This window comes from Shewanella sp. Isolate13, assembly GCF_022398325.1.
Taxonomy (GTDB): Bacteria; Pseudomonadota; Gammaproteobacteria; order Enterobacterales; family Shewanellaceae; genus Shewanella.
In genome coordinates this window covers 41,467-58,525 of the sequence record NZ_JAKEVD010000019.1, presented here as the reverse complement: position 1 = coordinate 58,525, position 17,059 = coordinate 41,467, and the positions used below count along the sequence as shown (strand labels likewise).

Below are 17,059 nucleotides of genomic sequence, written 5' to 3'. Positions count from 1 at the left end.
CGCCCAAGTCGATGGAAAAGGGCGTTAGTGGTTAATAGATCTGCTCATCGTCTGAATCTATAAAAAGTTCAATCTTATGTTGTGCTTCATCCATGTGCAATCGCATATGGATTGGGTTGCAGCACACGCGGCAGTCCTCATAGTAATCCTGATCGCCACAAGTCGCATCGATATTAATGTGTTGGTGGTGCCCGCAGTGAGGACAGCTAATCGTCTTGTTGATGAATCGCATAATTACGCTCCCATAAAACCTACTGCACTTCGCCCTCCATCGACAGCTATCACTTGGCCTGTGATATAAGGCGCGCTAACTAAATGTGAAATAAGCTTGGCAATGTCTTCTGGCTGTCCAAGCTTCGCCAAGGGGATTGCGCCTAAAACAGCTTGTTGCGATTCCATATTGGACTGTTCCGGCCAGAGAATTGCACCGGGTGATACGCCATTTACGCGTATGTTCGGGGCGAGTTCTTGGGCCAATGACAGTGTTGCCATTTCAAGTGCAGCCTTTGATATAGAGTATAGTCCATGATCTTTTAGTGGGCGCTTGCCATGGATGTCTAAAAGGTTAATCACGCAGCCACTATTCCCTGAGAGTTGTGGGCAGAGTTTTTCAGCCAACATGTAAGGTGCGATAAGGTTGGTCGCAAGCAGTTGTTGTGCTTTAGTAAAAGAGCTCTCGCCAATAGGAGTCGGATAGAAGCAAGAGGCGTTATTAATAAGGACTTCGAGGCTTAAAGCACGAGTCTGTATTTGCGCGACTAGTCTATCTAATGCGGAAGCGTCGGCTAAGTCGGCCTGCATAATGATCGCAGAGTCGGCGCGCTTAGTGTTTAGCTCATCGCATAGTGTTTGGGCTTCATCTACAGATTGCCCGTAGTGGATCACGATATTGTAGTCATCCTCATGAAGTTGAGTTGCAATTGCGCGTCCAATCCGTTTCGCTGCGCCCGTAACTAATGCCCACGTTGTCATATTGAAGCCTTTTAGATAGCAGATGAAATGAGGCTAAAATATAACAATTGTTAGCTATTAGCCCAGTATAAATACATCATAGCCAGAGCAAGCAAAGAATAGAAGTCGCAGCAAAATACACTCCTGCTAGGGAGTCGCTTGAGAAGATTTGTTATGACTCAATCGACTGTCTATTGTCGGGGTAAACTCTGCAATCCAAGTGGGGACGCTGTTGGCTTCTAATCTATTACATTCGTTGAGTAAGTCCTGTGTCATCAGCGAGATTGAAGCATCAAGCTGAGACTCTATTTAGGCAACAATGGCTTGTTTGTTCATTATTAGCGTATCTGGCTGCTCTTTGCCTGCGAATTCTGGCTGAAAAAGTGCCGCGGTTAACATCAATGTTTTAATCATCAGGACCTCCTTATTAAGTCGCGGCCATGTTAGGAGTAAAACGTGAACAAACTGTGACATTAACTTGTTAGTTTCATTACATTTGCCCGCGGTTGATCAGGTTCCTTGATAAGAAAAACTAATCGGATGGAAAGCTTGCATCATGCACTCGCTATCAACTAGAATTAGCGGCTTGCACGCTGGAAAACACAGACCACTGTATGGTCTAGTCCCAGTAGTGCGCACCCATACTTAATTTAAAACCAAGTGGCCCTACGTAGGGGTCACCACTGGAAAAGGAATAATCATGCCTGTTATTACACTTCCTGACGGAAGCAAACGTGAGTTTGCTAACCCTGTTTCTACTTTAGATGTTGCTGCTGATATCGGTCCAGGTCTTGCTAAAGCCTGTATCGCGGGTCGCGTGAACGGCGAGCTAAAAGATGCTTGCGATATGATTGAAGCCGACTCAGATCTTTCTATCATCACAGCTAAAGATGAAGAGGGCGTAGAAATTCTTCGTCACTCGTGCGCTCATTTGTTAGGTCATGCGATCAAGCAACTGTTCCCAGAAACTAAGATGGCTATCGGTCCAGTTATCGATAATGGTTTCTACTATGACGTTGACCTAGACCATAAGTTGACTCAGGAAGACATCGATGCGTTAGAAAAGCGCATGACAGAGCTTGCAAAGACTAATTACAACGTCGATAAGCGTGTTGTTAGCTGGCAAGAAGCGCGTGATACCTTCGAAGCCCGTGGCGAAAGCTACAAGATGGCGATTCTTGATGAGAACATCAGCAAGGACTCAACACCTGCGCTTTATCACCATGAAGAATATATCGACATGTGTCGTGGTCCTCACGTACCTAACATGAAATTCTGCCAAAACTTCAAGTTAATGAGTGTTGCAGGTGCCTACTGGCGCGGTAACTCAGACAACAAGATGTTGCAGCGTATTTACGGTACGGCTTGGGCGGATAAGAAAGCACTTAAAGTCCACCTTAACCGTCTTGAAGAAGCGGCTAAGCGTGACCACCGTAAGATTGGTAAGCAGTTAGACCTTTACCATATGCAAGAAGAAGCACCAGGTATGGTGTTCTGGCATAACGACGGTTGGAGCCTGTTCCTAGAACTTGAGAAGTTTATTCGTCAAAAGCTTGGCCAATACACTTATCAAGAAGTAAAAGGTCCATTGATGATGGACAGAGTATTGTGGGAACGCAGTGGTCACTGGGACAAGTACTCAGAAGCCATGTTTACTACGAGCTCTGAAAACCGCGAATACGCAGTTAAGCCAATGAACTGCCCAGGTCATGTACAGATCTTTAACCAAGGTCTTAAGTCTTACCGTGATCTACCACTTCGTATGGCTGAGTTTGGCTGTTGTCACCGTAATGAGCCATCGGGTTCACTACACGGCCTAATGCGTGTACGTGGCTTTACTCAAGATGACGCCCATATCTTCTGTACTGAAGAGCAAGTTCAGCAGGAAGTGAGCGCTTGTATCAAGATGGTTTACGATACATACGCTACATTTGGCTTTAACAGCATCGTGGTTAAGCTATCGACTCGTCCTGAAAAACGTATCGGTGATGATGAGATGTGGGACAGAGCTGAAGAAGCACTTAAACAAGCGCTGAAAGCTAACGACATCGAATTTGAAATTTTACCGGGCGAAGGTGCCTTCTACGGACCTAAGATTGAATTCACATTACATGACTGTCTAGACAGAGCGTGGCAATGTGGTACAGTGCAGCTCGATTACGCTCTACCTGGTCGTTTAGGTGCAACCTATGTTGCTGAAGATAACAGCCGTCAAACACCTGTTATGATCCACCGTGCGATCTTAGGTTCACTAGAGCGCTTCTTGGGTATTCTAATTGAAGAATACGCAGGTAAATTCCCAGCTTGGTTGTCACCAGTTCAAGTTGTTGTAATGAATATTACCGATAAACAGTCTGATTATGTGGACAATGTCGTTAATTTATTCAAAGAACATGGAATTCGTGCAACTAAAGACTTGAGGAATGAGAAGATAGGCTTTAAAATACGCGAACATACCTTAAGGCGTGTGCCTTATCTATTGGTCGTTGGTGACCAAGAGATGGAAAATAAGGAAGTAGCGGTGCGTACCCGTGAAGGCGTTGACTTAGGTAAGATGCAGATCGAAGAATTTGCTACTAAGCTCAAGAACCAGATTTCGCTCCGTAGTCTCAATTTGTTGGAGGATTAGGTCATAAAGATCAAGAAAACAGCAGGGCGCCAGGCGGCCCCGAACAGAATTAACGAACTCATCATTGGTGTGCCAGAAGTCCGTCTAAACGGTCTTGACGGTGAGCAATTGGGAATCATGAGCATTAGAGAAGCTCAAGAGATCGCTGACGAAGCTGGCGTAGATCTTGTAGAAATCAGTCCTAATGCTGAGCCGCCAGTTTGTCGTGTTATGGACTACGGTAAGTTCCTTTTTGACAAAGCCAAAGCTCAAAAAGAACAAAAGAAGAAGCAGAAAATTGTACAGGTGAAGGAAATTAAATTCCGTCCCGGTACAGACGAAAACGATTATCAGGTAAAACTACGCAACCTGACTCGTTTTCTAGAAGACGGCGACAAAGCGAAAGTAACGCTGCGTTTCCGTGGTCGCGAGATGGCTCACCAAAGTTTAGGTATGGATCTTTTGAACCGTATCAAGACTGATTTGGAAGCAATTGCAGTCGTGGAGTCTTTCCCTAAAATGGAAGGTCGCCAAGCTGTTATGGTTCTAGCGCCGAAAAAGAAATAGTAAGGCAACCATAAAAGTAGCAGGGGCCTGTTAAGGTTTCCTGCTCGCCTTGCGTTTTATTAATTGTCCCAATGCGGAGTTTTAGCAATGCCTAAAATGAAAACAGACAAGGGTGTACAAAAGCGTTTTAAGAAAACCGCTAATGGTTTCAAGCGCAAGCAAGCCCATTTACGTCACATTTTGACCAAGAAGAGCACTAAGCGTAAACGTCACTTACGTGCTAAATGTTTAGTAGCTAAGTCTGATGTGCCAGCAATTGCACGTCAACTACCATACGCTTAATTAGAGGAGTAAAGAACAATGCCTAGAGTTAAGCGTGGTGTAACCGCTCGTGCTCGTCACAAGAAAGTACTTAAATTAGCTAAAGGTTATTATGGCGCTCGTAGCCGTACTTACCGCGTTGCTGTTCAAGCAGTAACTAAAGCTGGTCAATATGCTTACCGTGACCGTCGTCAAAAGAAACGTCAATTCCGTCAACTATGGATTGCACGTATCAACGCGGCATCTCGTCAAAATGGCCTATCTTACAGCCGTTTCATTAATGGTTTGAAAAAAGCATCAATCGAAATCGACCGTAAGATCCTAGCTGACATCGCTGTTTTCGATAAAGTTGTATTCGCAACTTTAGTAGAAAAAGCAAAAGACGCTTTAGCTAAGTAATTAGTTTAGAATCTTTTTAGAAAGGGAGCCCTAGGGCTCCCTTTTTTTATATTTCCCCAAAAGCATCAACATTGTAGATAGATTCTTTACTGGGAGATTTGTAGTCTAGCTTCTTATACCAATCTGTATAAAGACTTGCTTGCTCTGCAAGATTTTAGTGCTGCAGAGGCAAGGTCATTAATTTCCCCTTGGTAACTGCGACAGCGTTACTCTCGATAACCGCAGTTGCATTATTTTGCCTTCATTTTTCCTTGTTCTGCTGCCTAATCTATCTGACTTCCAAGGAAAGGAATAAATGTTTTATGTATGTGGGAATGCACAAGAGCGTGTGGCTCGTAACGAGTGAAGCGCAGCGTCATTCTTTCGGCTATTCGCGTGAGCCAGTTTGTCAAAACCGCTCTGTGTAGATCATTTTCTCATACAGATAGGCATTAAACGTACAGGCACAAAAAAGCAGGCTTGACGCCTGCTTAATAATATTCGGTTTAAGAAGTCTTCTTTACTTCTGTGCGTCTAAGTAACGCTCTGCGTCTAATGCAGCCATACAGCCTGTACCTGCAGAGGTAATTGCTTGGCGGTAATGTTGGTCCATCACATCGCCTGCAGCAAACACACCTTCGATACTTGTCTGAGTCGCGTTGCCATCGAGACCGCTTTGGATCTTGATATAGCCATTATTCATCTCTAGTTGGCCTTCAAACATCTCAGTGTTCGGCTTATGACCAATGGCAACAAAGACACCTGCGACCTCTAGATCTTTAATGCTGCCGTCCTTTGTGCTCTTCATCTTAAGACCGGTAACACCCATCTGATCGCCAACCACCTCTTCGAGAGTGTTGTCTAAGTGGAGGATGATATTGCCGTTCTCAACCTTGTCCATTAGGCGCTTAGTTAAGATCTTTTCACTGCGGAAACTATCACGGCGGTGGATCAGGTGAACTTCCGATGCGATGTTGCTCAAATAAAGCGCCTCTTCAACGGCAGTATTACCACCACCGATCACGGCGACCTTTTGATTACGGTAGAAGAAACCATCACAGGTTGCACAGGCCGAAACGCCGCGACCTTTGAAGGCCTCTTCAGACTCAAGCCCTAGGTACATAGCCGATGCACCAGTCGAGATAATAAGTGAGTCACAGGTAAACTCGCCGTTGTCGCCTTTTAGCTGGAAAGGACGAACATTTAAGTTCACTTCATTGATGTGATCGAAAATGATCTCGGTTTCGAACTTTTCAGCGTGTTTTTGCATACGCTCCATAAGTGCAGGACCTGTTAGATCTTCTGCATCGCCAGGCCAGTTTTCAACTTCAGTCGTTGTGGTTAACTGTCCACCTTGCTGCATTCCTGTGATCAATACAGGCTTTAAGTTTGCGCGTGCAGCATAAACTGCAGCAGTGTAGCCTGCTGGGCCAGAACCCAGAATAAGTAGTTCACAATGTCTAGCTTGGGTCATTAGTCTCTCCGTTCTTTAACGAATGCGGTACTGCAAGAGGAATCGTTTCTCTCTTGTTTTAACAATTGCAGCGATTGTAGGGAATTTAACGGGAGGGGTAAAGCTCTGTATTCGGCTTTAGGCTGCTTCTAAGTGAGCATGCTTGTGATATTTGGCGGTTTTTGTTGGGTTTAGGCTGCTCCTTATCACATTTTGGTTTATTCTATAGCGCAAAGATCGACAGTTGGCTTGTTTGCTGCTGCAAACTGTAAGAGTCAAATCGTATAAGCAAAAGTAAAAGGAAGTGTTATGCGTATTACCGCGAATTTTGATAGTGGCAACATTGAAGTTATCAATTTAGATAATAAAGATGACGTGCAGTTAGCGATCCGTCCCGATGAAGGCGGAGAATTTTTTCAGTGGTTTAACTTTAAACTAGAAGGTGTGGTGGGTAACCAGTACACACTTAACATCGTTAATGCAGATAAGGCTTCTTACACTAAAGGTTGGGAAGATTACCAAGCGGTAGCGACTTACGACAGACAAAATTGGTTTAGACTGCCAACGGAATATAAAGATGGCAAATTAACGATTCATGTTGATCTCGATTGTGATGCCATTCAGATTGCCTATTTTGCGCCTTACAGCTACGAGCGTCATCAGGATCTGCTCGCCGCTGTTCAAGTGCATCCACAAGTTAGCCTTGAGCACCTAGGTCTAACGCTAGATGGCCGCGATATGACCTTGGTTAAGATTGGTGACGGCGACGAAGAGAAAGCCAAGATCTGGATCACCGCACGTCAGCATCCAGGCGAAACCATGGCGGAATGGTTGGTTGAAGGCTTGATGAACAATCTACTCGATAGTGACTGTCCTACGGCTAAGGCGCTGTTAGACAAAGCTAACTTCTACATTGTGCCGAACATGAACCCAGATGGAAGTGCCCGTGGTCACCTGCGCACCAATGCCGTTGGAACCAACCTTAACCGCGAATGGAGCACGCCTTCGCTAGAGAAGAGCCCTGAAGTGCTTTATGTGGTTAATAAGATGAAAGAGACCGGCGTGGACCTTTTCTATGACGTACATGGTGATGAAGGTTTGCCATACGTGTTCCTCGCTGGGTGTGAAGGCGTACCAGCCTTTACCAAGAAAGATGCTGAGCGCCAGCAAGCCTTTGTCGATGCACTATTGATGGCGAGTCCTGATTTCCAAGATAAATTTGGTTACGATAAAGATCAACCTGGCCAAGCTAACTTAACCGTTGCTTCAAATTGGGTTGCACATACTTTTGGTTGCCTATCAAACACCCTAGAGATGCCATTTAAAGATAACGCGAATATGCCTGACTTAATGGCGGGTTGGTCACCAGAGCGCTGTATTTATCTTGGCGAAGCGTCATTAATTGCAATGAACGCAGTGGTTGATAAACTTAAGTAAGACATTATTGTGCAACTTAAGGCATAAACTAAGAGGTAGCCAATGGCATTAGTTAATTGTCCTAGCTGTAATAAACGCATTTCGAGTATGGCGAAGGAGTGTTCATATTGTAAGGCGAAGATCTCGTCTGATAATGAGAGCCTAAGAGTCATTAGCCATATCAAGCGTTCGAATCAGTTAATGAATCAGAGCTTTTTAGCGCTGACGCTGTTTATCGCTGGTGTAGTGATTTGGTTTTGGGGAGGCGAGCCCGCTGAAGGCCTGAGAGCAAATATAGCTGTTGGTGCATTTTCACTTGGCTTTGTTGGCTACCTAATTACTCGAATTCAGATAGTTCTGCATAAACGGAAAAAAGTATGACCGATATAAACAAAGTTATCGACGAAATGCCCGATGAAGTTTATCAGCGTCTACTGAGCGCTGTTGAACTGGGTAAGTGGGAAGATGGTACCGTGTTAACGCCTGAGCAACGTGCATCGACTCAACAGGTTGTTATGCTTTATCAAGCTAGAAGACTAAAGCAAACCGATCACTTCACAATAAACAGTGAAGGTCAGGTCAATGAATTATCAAAGTCTGAACTTAAAAGGCAGTTTAGAGGCGAATCTATTGCAGAGTTTAAGCAAGAAGAGCTTTAACTCCTGATAATAAGGTTCGTGAGATGAATAAAAAAGCCCGAAGCGATTAACGTTTCGGGCTTTTTGTTTTTGTGTTGATTAATCTGTTGTTAACTCGCCAGCGATAGATTTTTTCATTGCTGCTCGAATTTCATCTGGACTCATGTCGGTAGACAATAAGTAGTGCAGTTTAGTCAAGGCTGCTTCTGTCGTCATGTCATAGCCACTTATGACACCAGCCTCGGCAAGCGCGTTACCCGTTGCATAGCCGTCCATATTGACTCTACCTTGCATGCACTGTGTTAGGTTAACGAGTACGATGCCCCGTTCGTGTGCATCTTTTAAGGTTTTGAGCAATTCGGGGGTTTGTGGAGCGTTGCCAACACCAAAAGTTAATAAGATTAGTGCTTTGACTGGTTGCTGCAGTACGTTCGCAAAGATCTCGGTGTTGATTCCGGGGTAAAGCGTTACCACACCAATTGGCTGTGGACTGATTTTAGCCACTTTGAGAGGCAAATTAGGATCAATTTTTGCTCGTTGACCTGCATGCCAACGGATCTTAATTCCCGCTTCTAACAGTAGTGGAAAATTGGGCGATGCAAAGGCATTGAAACCATCGGCATGAGCCTTGGTGGTTCGGTTACCTCGAAAGAGTTTGTTATTGAAGAACAAGCAAACCTCGGCTACTGGGTAGTTAGCAGCAATATATAAAGCGTTAAGTAGGTTTGTTTGGCCATCAGATCTAAGCTGAGCGAGAGGGATTTGAGAACCGGTAACGATAACGGGCTTTTGCAGGCCTTGTAGCATGAAGGAGAGGGCTGATGCGGTAAACGCCATGGTGTCGGTACCATGGAGGATCACAAAGCCGTCATACTTATCGTAGTTAGCTTTAATGTCGTCAGCGATCATTTGCCAATGGGTCGGTTTCATATTCGACGAGTCAATCAGCGGAGTATATTCACTAATCACAAAATCTGGCATTTCGTCGTGGTAAAACTCGGGCATTGCTTTAACGCAGCCGGTAAGGAAGTCGGCAACTGGGGCAAAGCCGTGTTCGGTCTTTTGCATACCAATGGTGCCACCAGTGTAGGCTACATAGATAGATCGTTTAGTCATTTGATTTTGTTTTTTAGTTTTAGATTAAATCACGATGCAGGGATTATATACCTAAAGTGGTGATAGATGCAGGCAATAAGACGCAATTATCCTATATAAGACGCACTAAAATACTGTTTCATCAAACGAGTAGGTTAAATCCTATAAAGCTTAGATTAAGGATTTGCAACCATATGTAGCTGAGTTGATACAAAAGGAATGTTTAGTATGAATATAATCTTTAGCTTAAGTATGTCGTTTGTTTTGCGTATAAAAAAGCCCAGCGTGTGCTGGGCTTTATTATTCTGCTAGCTGTTGCTTCAATTGACGATTAGTAATTACAGGTATCGCAATACAGATAAACGCCATTTGGATCGTCGAACGCTTTAAATTCTTCAATCACACCTGACCACTTTGACAGCAGACTTTCAAGTACGCTTGATTGAGTCATGCTCTGGGGCAGGTAGCTTGACGCAGAAGCAAACATCTCTTGGATGAATTGCTCTTGAGGCGATAACTCTCTCTCTATGACCTCAGTATCGAAGGTATCGAGTGACGCCATTTCAGCGGCTTTAGTCACCGCATCTTCAAGTTCACCTAAATCATCGACTAGACCAAGTTCCAGTGCCTTTCGGCCGGTCCAGACGCGACCTTGGGCGATGTTATCAACCTGCTCAAGACTCATATCACGCTCTTTTGCTACAAGCGAGATGAAGTCGAGGTAACCACGTTCGATATGACGCTGGATTATTGCCTTAATTTGAGGTGTTAGGCCTTTAGTCACCGAGAAACCTGCCCAATCAGAGGTGCCCACGCCGTCGGTGTGAACTCCAATGCTCGCTAGTGAGTCTTCAAAAGTGGTGACCATACCGAAGATCCCAATAGACCCTGTAAGGGTCGTAGGCGTTGCGTAGATATAATCGGCGCTGGCGGAGATCCAATAACCACCCGATGCGGCGTAGCTCCCCATACTGACGATCACAGGTTTGTTCGCTGCTTTTAATGCAAGCACTTCTTGCCTGATCTGCTCGGAGGCAAAGGCACTGCCACCAGGGCTGTCGACACGAAGTACAACTGCTTTAACTGAATCATCGAAACGCGCTTTTCTCAGTAGCTCCGAGGTACTCTCGCCGCCAATTTGCCCAGCCGGTTGCGAACCATTGAGGATGTTTCCTTTGGCTACAACGATTCCGACTTTGTCATTGAGTAATAAAGCTGGGTAGGTCTTAGCTACAGATAGATAATCATAGAAGTCGATATGCTTATAGGATTCTCCATCGGCAGACTTACCGACGGCATCAACCATAGATAATCTAAACTCTTCAGCAGATTTAAGGCCATCGACCCATTTCATATTAAGAGCCATTTCTGAAGACTTGCCATCGGCTTTATCGAGCTGAGCCAGATAGTCATCTGCACTTAGCGATAAGCTGTCACTGCCGATACCGCGATTTGCGGCGACGGTGTCGGCGTAGCTTTGCCATAGATCGTTTAATAGGACTAAATTAGCTTCTTTCGCTGCGTCAGACATATCATCACGGATAAAAGGCTCAACCGCAGATTTGAATGTGCCCACTCTAAAGACGTGAGCATTAATCTGAAGTTTCTCTAATGCAGATTTAAAATAGAGGCGATAGCGACCTAGGCCTTCAATCTCGACACTACCTTGCGGATTTAAGTAAATCTTGTCGGCAAAGCTGGCGAGAAAGTATTGGTTTTGCCCATACCAGTTAGCATTGGCAACAACGCTCTTGCCTGTAGCTTTAAAAGACTCAATAGCATTGCCAATAGATTGTAGCTTGCTGATCCCTGTGCCTCTTAACATGCCAAGATCTAATACCATCTGATTGATCCGCTTGTCTGCGGCGGCATTGTTAATCACTAATAGCACGTCTGAAAGTAATATCTCGCCAGTTCCATCGGCCTCTGAACCACTTTTCATCGCAGCTTCAATTGGGTCGACTTGACGTTTCTGATCAACAATAACCCCTGAAAGGTTCAGTACCAGCGCAGCACCATCTTCGACTTCTACACCATCATCTGCGGTTAGGCTAACGATAATAATGGCAATAAGCCCGAAGAAAATAAGATTAAGAAAAAGCTTCCTTAATCCATTGACTGTATTCCATGTAAGTAGGAACATCCTTTTAAATATTGAGGGTTTAGTGGGCATCAGCCACTCCTATATAGCGTAGTTGATATAATGCTAACTGAAATCTTGCCCGAAAGGAAAACTCAATTGTAAAGGAATCTATTCATCCGCTTATTGAGCTTATTGTTTACTCAGGGTATGCTGGATTAAATCACTTGTTTAAAAAGGATGTTTGAATGTCGTTTCCGCATTTATTAGAACCCTTAGATCTGGGATTTACCCAGTTAAAAAACCGAGTATTGATGGGATCGATGCACACAGGTTTAGAAGAAGAAAAGGGCGGCTTTGAGAAACTGGCAGCGTTTTATAAAGAACGTGCACTCGGTGGTGTTGGATTAATCGTTACTGGTGGAATATCGCCTAACCTACGTGGTCGTCTAGCGCCCAATGCCTGCCAACTGAGTTTTCCCTGGCAGGTTAAGAAACACACCATAGTGACCAAGGCGGTACATGAGGCAGGCGGCAAGATCTGTATGCAATTACTGCACGCAGGACGTTACGGTTATCATCCATTCTCTAGTGCACCGAGCAAGATAAAATCCCCAATAACCCCGTTTACCCCGTCGGCGATGTCAACAAGACAGGTCGCTTGCACGATTAAAGACTACGCCACCAGCGCGGCTTTAGCTAAAAAAGCTGGCTATGATGGTGTAGAAGTGATGGGAAGTGAAGGTTATCTGATTAACCAATTTATTAGCTCTCGTACCAATAAGCGAACCGATAAGTGGGGCGGAGCATTTGAGAATCGCGCCCAGTTTCCACTTGAAATTGTAAAACAAATCCGAGCTAAGGTCGGTACTGATTTTATTATCATCTTTAGATTATCTATGCTGGATCTTGTCGATAATGGATCAACGTGGGAAGAGGTTGTTCAACTCGCTAAGTGGCTAGAGCAAGCCGGCGTGACGATAATCAATACCGGTATTGGCTGGCATGAAGCCCGCGTACCAACGATTGCGACTAGCGTACCGCGTGGTGCCTTTGCTTGGGTGACCGAGCGCCTGATGAAAGAGATGTCTATTCCGCTTATTGCCACTAACCGTATTAACACTCCTGAAATAGCCGAGCACATTATCTCATCGGGTCAGGCGGATATGGTGTCCATGGCACGCCCATTCCTCGCCGACTCTGAGTTTGTTAATAAGGCTGCGGCTAATACGCCGGAGCTAATCAACACCTGTATAGGCTGTAACCAGGCATGTCTTGACCATACCTTTTCACTAAAACGCGCTACTTGCCTCGTTAATCCTCGGGCGTGTTATGAAACTGAGCTTAACTTCACTCCGGTACAAAAGAAGAAGCGCATTGCGGTGATGGGGGCGGGTCCTGCTGGCATGGCATTCTCTATTTATGCCGCGAGTCGCGGCCATGAAGTGGTGTTATTTGAGGCTAAATCGGAAGTGGGTGGTCAGTTTAATCTTGCCCGTAAGATCCCCGGCAAAGAAGAATTTAATGAAACTATCCGTTACTTTCTGAATCAGATGAAGCTTCATAAGGTGGAGCTACGTCTAAACACTCGCCTCGATGCCAGTGTTGTCCGTGATGAGAAATTTGATGAGATTGTTATGTCGAGTGGCGTTAAGCCAAGGCCAATTAATCTACCCGGTTTCGATAGCCCTAAAGTCGTCGATTATCAGCAAGTACTCAATGGCGAGGCCGAAATTGGCCAAAAGGTGGCACTCATAGGTGCCGGTGGAATTGGGTTCGATATGGCCCATTTCCTGTGTGAGTCTGAGTCTTCAACACTTGATCTAAACCGTTGGTTAAAACAGTGGGGTATCGATAAGGACTATAAAGAGGCTGGCGGTTTGACTGAGCCTGTGCCTGAAGATAAGCATCGTGAAGTGTACTTGCTACAACGCAAAACGACTAAGATGGGTAAAGGCTTAGGTAAGACAACGGGCTGGATCCATCGGTCAGTACTTAAACAGCATCAGGTTTCGATGAAAACGGGCGTCAGTTACGAAAAGTTTGACGAACAAGGGCTACACATTAGTGTGGAAGGCGACAAATCGGTATTGGATGTTGATAATGTCATCTTGTGCGCTGGCCAAGTATCAAATACTGAGCTTGTGGATGAGATGAAATCAACTGGCATACCTGTTCACCTTATCGGCGGCGTCGATGTCGCGGCCGAGCTTGATGCTAAGCGAGCTATTAGGCAAGGTGCAGAGTTAGCTATCGCACTTTAATCTGTTGTAGCTTCCAAATAAAACCTGCTTCTGCTTCATGCTTTAGCAGGTCTTTTTATTGTTGCTTAAAGGTGCAGCATGGAGAGCAAGAGGCAAATAGATACCATTGTTGTGGCTGTTACAAGGGATTGTATCGCTTCCTTATGCTGTTTTACTCCTAAGACCAAATTTTACCTTTTAATTCTCTCGTTATTTCACGCTTTTTTCACGAGTTATCAACTATGGTATTTAGAGAAATATGAGCATTGAAGTTCGCATGTACTACAGTATGAATTTTTAAAGGAAATAATGGCATGAACAAAGTCTTATTAGTAAGTGTATTGGTACTCGCATCATCTAGTGTATTCGCAGATCAAACGACTGAAAAGAAGGGCGGATTTATAGGCCCTAGTAACGTAAAGGTTCAGACGGTTGCTGTGGCTTTAGAAGCGAAAGATGACACGCAAGTTATGCTAACCGGTTACATTGATGCGAGCTTAGGCGACGAAGAATATAAATTCAGAGATGATACCGGTGAGATTATTATTGAGATTGACGATCGCGATTGGAATGGCGTAGAGGCAACACCTGAAACCAAAATAGTTATTCAGGGTGAAGTCGATAGCGGCTGGTCATACACAACTATCGATGTTGATACGGTGCGATTGGCGAAATAGCGTTATATCTGTCCTGAGCTAACGCGTATAGACGCGACTAGACCAGTAGCATTCGCTGCTGGTCTTTTTTGCTTTATATCGCTTAGGGTATAGCCGGCTGGCCTGTTTGGCAGAGAAATAGCGGGTCTAACGTGTGTTGTTAAAACCGGTTTTGCTTTGCGGGGCTCATTTGTTGACAATACGCTAGTCGATATCGAATGCCATCTAAATATTGAGAGGCGTGATTATTATTTAAATACCAGAAACCTGAATTCTTATCAGGTGTTTGATTAAAAAATATCTGCTCGCTAGCTAATAACTTTTGCTGACTAGAATGCTGTAACCAGCTTTCAATGGGGCTTGTTGCTAGATAAATTAGGATCGCCAACATCTCCTGCGGTGAAGCTGTTTTATCTAAAGTTTGCTGACGTAATTTAGCAAGCGATTCAAAAGGGCAATGGGGGAGCAAGTCTGCCGTATTAGATGTGGTATGGGGATCTATACCTGTGTCTGATGAAGGCGGATCTAAATATAATTCTGGCCAGTTAAGGTTAGCTTCTAAATCTAATGCAATTCGACGTTCACCAAGCCAATTGTGCACTATGCAAGGTAAGTGCGCATCACTCGCCATGGTGAGATCACGCTTAAGGCTTGGCAATAGTGACATACGTTTTACATCTAATTGGGCCGCAAGTCTTGCCATCAATACTGTGGTTACCAAGCCTGTAGAAGGCCAACAATGAAGCTGTTTTTCTAATGACTCTGCTACCTCAATAAGTTGCAGGGTTAATGACTCTAGTTCATTTTTAGCAAATGGCCCTGACACAACAAAAGGACAGTTTGAGCCTGCAAATGGGCCATTACTTATGTTGATGAGTGCACTGTTTTTTGAGTTCGGTTGGTTGGGAGATTTTGTGCCGTTAAAAATGAAGGTGGCGCCGTCCGTTGGAACTTGCCATTCTCCATTCGCGTTACCTATGATGGTCACTTTCGTTAATATTGATAATAGTTGGGGTTTGCTGTCTGCTTGCATGCTAACCTTTAGAGTGAGTTCCTTTCGTCGGTCATTATACCCAGTAGAGCAAAAAATGCTCGTCACAACTGTCTTGTACTAATTTAGCGGTAGTTTTTATAGTATTAAATACACCACGCAAGGGCGTAGCCAATATTATAAGCGAGCAGAGTTAAATGCCTTTTGTAACAGCTGATTTATCGCTGGGCATACGTACAACCATCTCAGCCCCCTCGGCTGAAAGGGCCAAATCGATGTCGCCGTCAGGGGCGCAGCAGCAGGGCAGGCATTCATCTGCTTCTAACGATACAAGTGGTTCACGGATATAAGTTACTTTTCCGCTTTTGATCTTAGTTTTGCACTGGCCACAATAGCCACTTCGACACTCGGAGAATATCTTTACTCGTTTTTGTTCCAGTGCTTCAAGCAAGGTTAAGTGTTGCTGATTAAACAGCAACACAGGCATGCCCTGAAGGCTCACGATAGGAGCCTTCTTAAAGCTTGCTTGACTAAAGTTAACAGGCTTAAAGGTCAAAGTCTGAGAACTCATCATCATCGATAGAAGAGTCGATTTGACCCACTAGGTAAGATGAGACTTCTACCTCTTGTGGGGCAACTTGCACGGAATCGCTCTCTAACCAGTTTTTCATCCAAGGAAGCGGGTTGCTTTTCTCTTCATAAGGAGAGGCAAGGTTAACCGCTTTCATGCGCTCGTTAGTGATGTACTCAACATATTGGCAAAGAATGTGTTCGTTAAGACCGATCATAGAGCCGTCTTTAAACAGATATTTTGCCCACTCTTTTTCTTGTTCCGCTGCTTTAACAAAGATATCTATGGCTGTTTGTTCACACTCTTTAGCAATCTCAGCCATTTCTGGGTCGTCTTTGCCGCCTTGCATGATCTTCAAAATATGCTGGGTGCTGTTAAGGTGTAGCGCTTCATCACGTGCGATCAGACGAATAATTTTCGCATTGCCTTCCATTACCTTACGCTCTGCAAATGCAAATGAGCAGGCGAAGCTGACGTAAAAACGGATCGCTTCTAGGACGTTAACCGACATCATACATAGGTAAAGGGCTTTTTTGATTTCACGTTTAGTGACTTCAACCACTTCACCTTCGATCTCATGCTTGCCTTCACCATGTAGGTGGTAAGCTTGGCTTAATTTGATCAAGTCATCGTAGTAATTAGCAATGTCACTTGCGCGCTTTAAAATCTCTTCGTTTTGTACGATGTCATCAAATACGATTGAAGGATCGTTAACAATATTACGAATAATATGGGTGTATGAGCGCGAGTGAATCGTCTCTGAGAAGGACCATGTTTCAATCCAGGTCTCAAGCTCTGGTAGCGATACCAAAGGTAAGAACGCCACGTTTGGTGAACGGCCTTGAATTGAATCGAGTAGCGTTTGATACTTAAGGTTTGAGATGAAGATGTGCTTTTCATGCTCTGGCAGGGCAGCGTAATCGATTTTATCGCGGCTAACATCAACCTCTTCTGGACGCCAGAAGAAGGAAAGCTGTTTTTCGATCAGCTTTTCGAATACTTCATATTTTTGTTGATCATAACGCGCTACGTTAACTGATTGCCCAAGAAACATAGGCTCTAGCATTGCGTTGTTTGGAGTTTGACAAAATGTTGAATAGGCCATTTTTCTATCTTCCGATAATGGGGGCTAGGCCCCCTTAAATTAACGT

At 44.5% G+C, this 17,059-nt stretch carries 17 protein-coding genes; 9 read left to right on the top strand and 8 right to left on the bottom strand.

Features of this window, described 5'->3' with window-relative positions; genetic code table 11:
• Positions 1-31: 31 nt before the first annotated feature.
• Entirely contained in the window at positions 32-232 is a 201-nt protein-coding gene (locus tag L1D44_RS13220) for a CPXCG motif-containing cysteine-rich protein (protein WP_202722255.1), read from the bottom strand.
• Between the two features lie 2 nt (positions 233-234).
• Complete coding sequence (locus L1D44_RS13215) at positions 235-972, bottom strand: pteridine reductase (RefSeq protein WP_239891302.1); 738 nt, start codon at positions 970-972, stop codon at positions 235-237.
• A 679-nt stretch (positions 973-1,651) separates the two neighbouring features.
• Between L1D44_RS13215 and thrS the strand changes: the two genes are divergently transcribed.
• The 4 genes from thrS to rplT all read left to right on the top strand — a co-directional run bounded on the left by thrS (position 1,652) and on the right by rplT (position 4,786).
• Complete coding sequence (gene thrS / locus L1D44_RS13210) at positions 1,652-3,580, top strand: threonine--tRNA ligase (RefSeq protein ID WP_239891300.1); 1,929 nt, start codon at positions 1,652-1,654, stop codon at positions 3,578-3,580.
• Between the two features lie 3 nt (positions 3,581-3,583).
• A complete protein-coding gene (gene infC / locus L1D44_RS13205; protein WP_239891350.1) occupies positions 3,584-4,126 on the top strand; it encodes a translation initiation factor IF-3 in 543 nt (180 codons plus the stop codon).
• 87 nt (positions 4,127-4,213) lie between these two features.
• Positions 4,214-4,408, top strand: a complete 195-nt coding sequence (gene rpmI, locus L1D44_RS13200) for a 50S ribosomal protein L35 (RefSeq protein ID WP_011865828.1) — start codon at positions 4,214-4,216, stop codon at positions 4,406-4,408.
• Positions 4,409-4,426: 18 nt separating this feature from the next.
• Positions 4,427-4,786, top strand: coding sequence for a 50S ribosomal protein L20 (gene rplT, locus L1D44_RS13195; RefSeq protein WP_012155496.1), 360 nt, complete (start codon positions 4,427-4,429; stop codon positions 4,784-4,786).
• A 499-nt stretch (positions 4,787-5,285) separates the two neighbouring features.
• On the opposite strand, the gene trxB is transcribed toward rplT, so the two are convergent.
• A complete protein-coding gene (gene trxB / locus L1D44_RS13190; protein WP_239891298.1) occupies positions 5,286-6,239 on the bottom strand; it encodes a thioredoxin-disulfide reductase in 954 nt (317 codons plus the stop codon).
• Between the two features lie 288 nt (positions 6,240-6,527).
• Between trxB and L1D44_RS13185 the strand changes: the two genes are divergently transcribed.
• The 3 genes from L1D44_RS13185 to L1D44_RS13175 are packed head-to-tail and all read left to right on the top strand — an operon-like array spanning position 6,528 to position 8,293.
• Positions 6,528-7,655, top strand: coding sequence for a M14-type cytosolic carboxypeptidase (locus tag L1D44_RS13185; protein WP_239891297.1), 1,128 nt, complete (start codon positions 6,528-6,530; stop codon positions 7,653-7,655).
• 42 nt (positions 7,656-7,697) lie between these two features.
• Entirely contained in the window at positions 7,698-8,015 is a 318-nt protein-coding gene (locus L1D44_RS13180) for a zinc ribbon domain-containing protein (protein ID WP_220770194.1), read from the top strand.
• Positions 8,012-8,293 (top strand): DUF1315 family protein, encoded by a 282-nt coding sequence (locus tag L1D44_RS13175; RefSeq protein WP_239891294.1) that lies wholly within the window; start codon positions 8,012-8,014, stop codon positions 8,291-8,293. Before L1D44_RS13180 ends, L1D44_RS13175 begins: the two co-directional genes overlap by 4 nt.
• A 78-nt stretch (positions 8,294-8,371) precedes the next feature.
• Here L1D44_RS13175 and ansA read toward each other — a convergent pair whose 3' ends face one another.
• Entirely contained in the window at positions 8,372-9,388 is a 1,017-nt protein-coding gene (gene ansA, locus L1D44_RS13170; RefSeq protein WP_239891293.1) for an asparaginase, read from the bottom strand.
• Positions 9,389-9,698: 310 nt separating this feature from the next.
• Entirely contained in the window at positions 9,699-11,540 is a 1,842-nt protein-coding gene (gene sppA / locus L1D44_RS13165) for a signal peptide peptidase SppA (protein ID WP_239891291.1), read from the bottom strand.
• Positions 11,541-11,695: 155 nt separating this feature from the next.
• On the opposite strand from sppA, the gene L1D44_RS13160 reads away from it, so the two are divergent.
• Both L1D44_RS13160 and L1D44_RS13155 read left to right on the top strand, forming a co-directional pair.
• Positions 11,696-13,711 (top strand): NADPH-dependent 2,4-dienoyl-CoA reductase, encoded by a 2,016-nt coding sequence (locus tag L1D44_RS13160; protein ID WP_239891289.1) that lies wholly within the window; start codon positions 11,696-11,698, stop codon positions 13,709-13,711.
• Between the two features lie 293 nt (positions 13,712-14,004).
• On the top strand, positions 14,005-14,367 hold the full coding sequence (locus L1D44_RS13155) for a NirD/YgiW/YdeI family stress tolerance protein (RefSeq protein ID WP_239891287.1): 363 nt from the start codon (positions 14,005-14,007) through the stop codon (positions 14,365-14,367).
• Positions 14,368-14,506: 139 nt separating this feature from the next.
• Here the strand turns inward: L1D44_RS13155 and L1D44_RS13150 are convergent, their stop codons facing one another.
• The 3 genes from L1D44_RS13150 to nrdB all read right to left on the bottom strand — a co-directional run bounded on the left by L1D44_RS13150 (position 14,507) and on the right by nrdB (position 17,013).
• Entirely contained in the window at positions 14,507-15,379 is an 873-nt protein-coding gene (locus L1D44_RS13150; protein ID WP_239891285.1) for a hypothetical protein, read from the bottom strand.
• 151 nt (positions 15,380-15,530) lie between these two features.
• Positions 15,531-15,914 (bottom strand): class I ribonucleotide reductase maintenance protein YfaE, encoded by a 384-nt coding sequence (gene yfaE / locus L1D44_RS13145; protein WP_239891283.1) that lies wholly within the window; start codon positions 15,912-15,914, stop codon positions 15,531-15,533.
• A complete protein-coding gene (nrdB, locus tag L1D44_RS13140; protein ID WP_239891281.1) occupies positions 15,883-17,013 on the bottom strand; it encodes a class Ia ribonucleoside-diphosphate reductase subunit beta in 1,131 nt (376 codons plus the stop codon). The genes yfaE and nrdB overlap by 32 nt, the downstream gene beginning before the upstream one ends.
• Between the last annotated feature and the right edge of the window lie 46 nt (positions 17,014-17,059).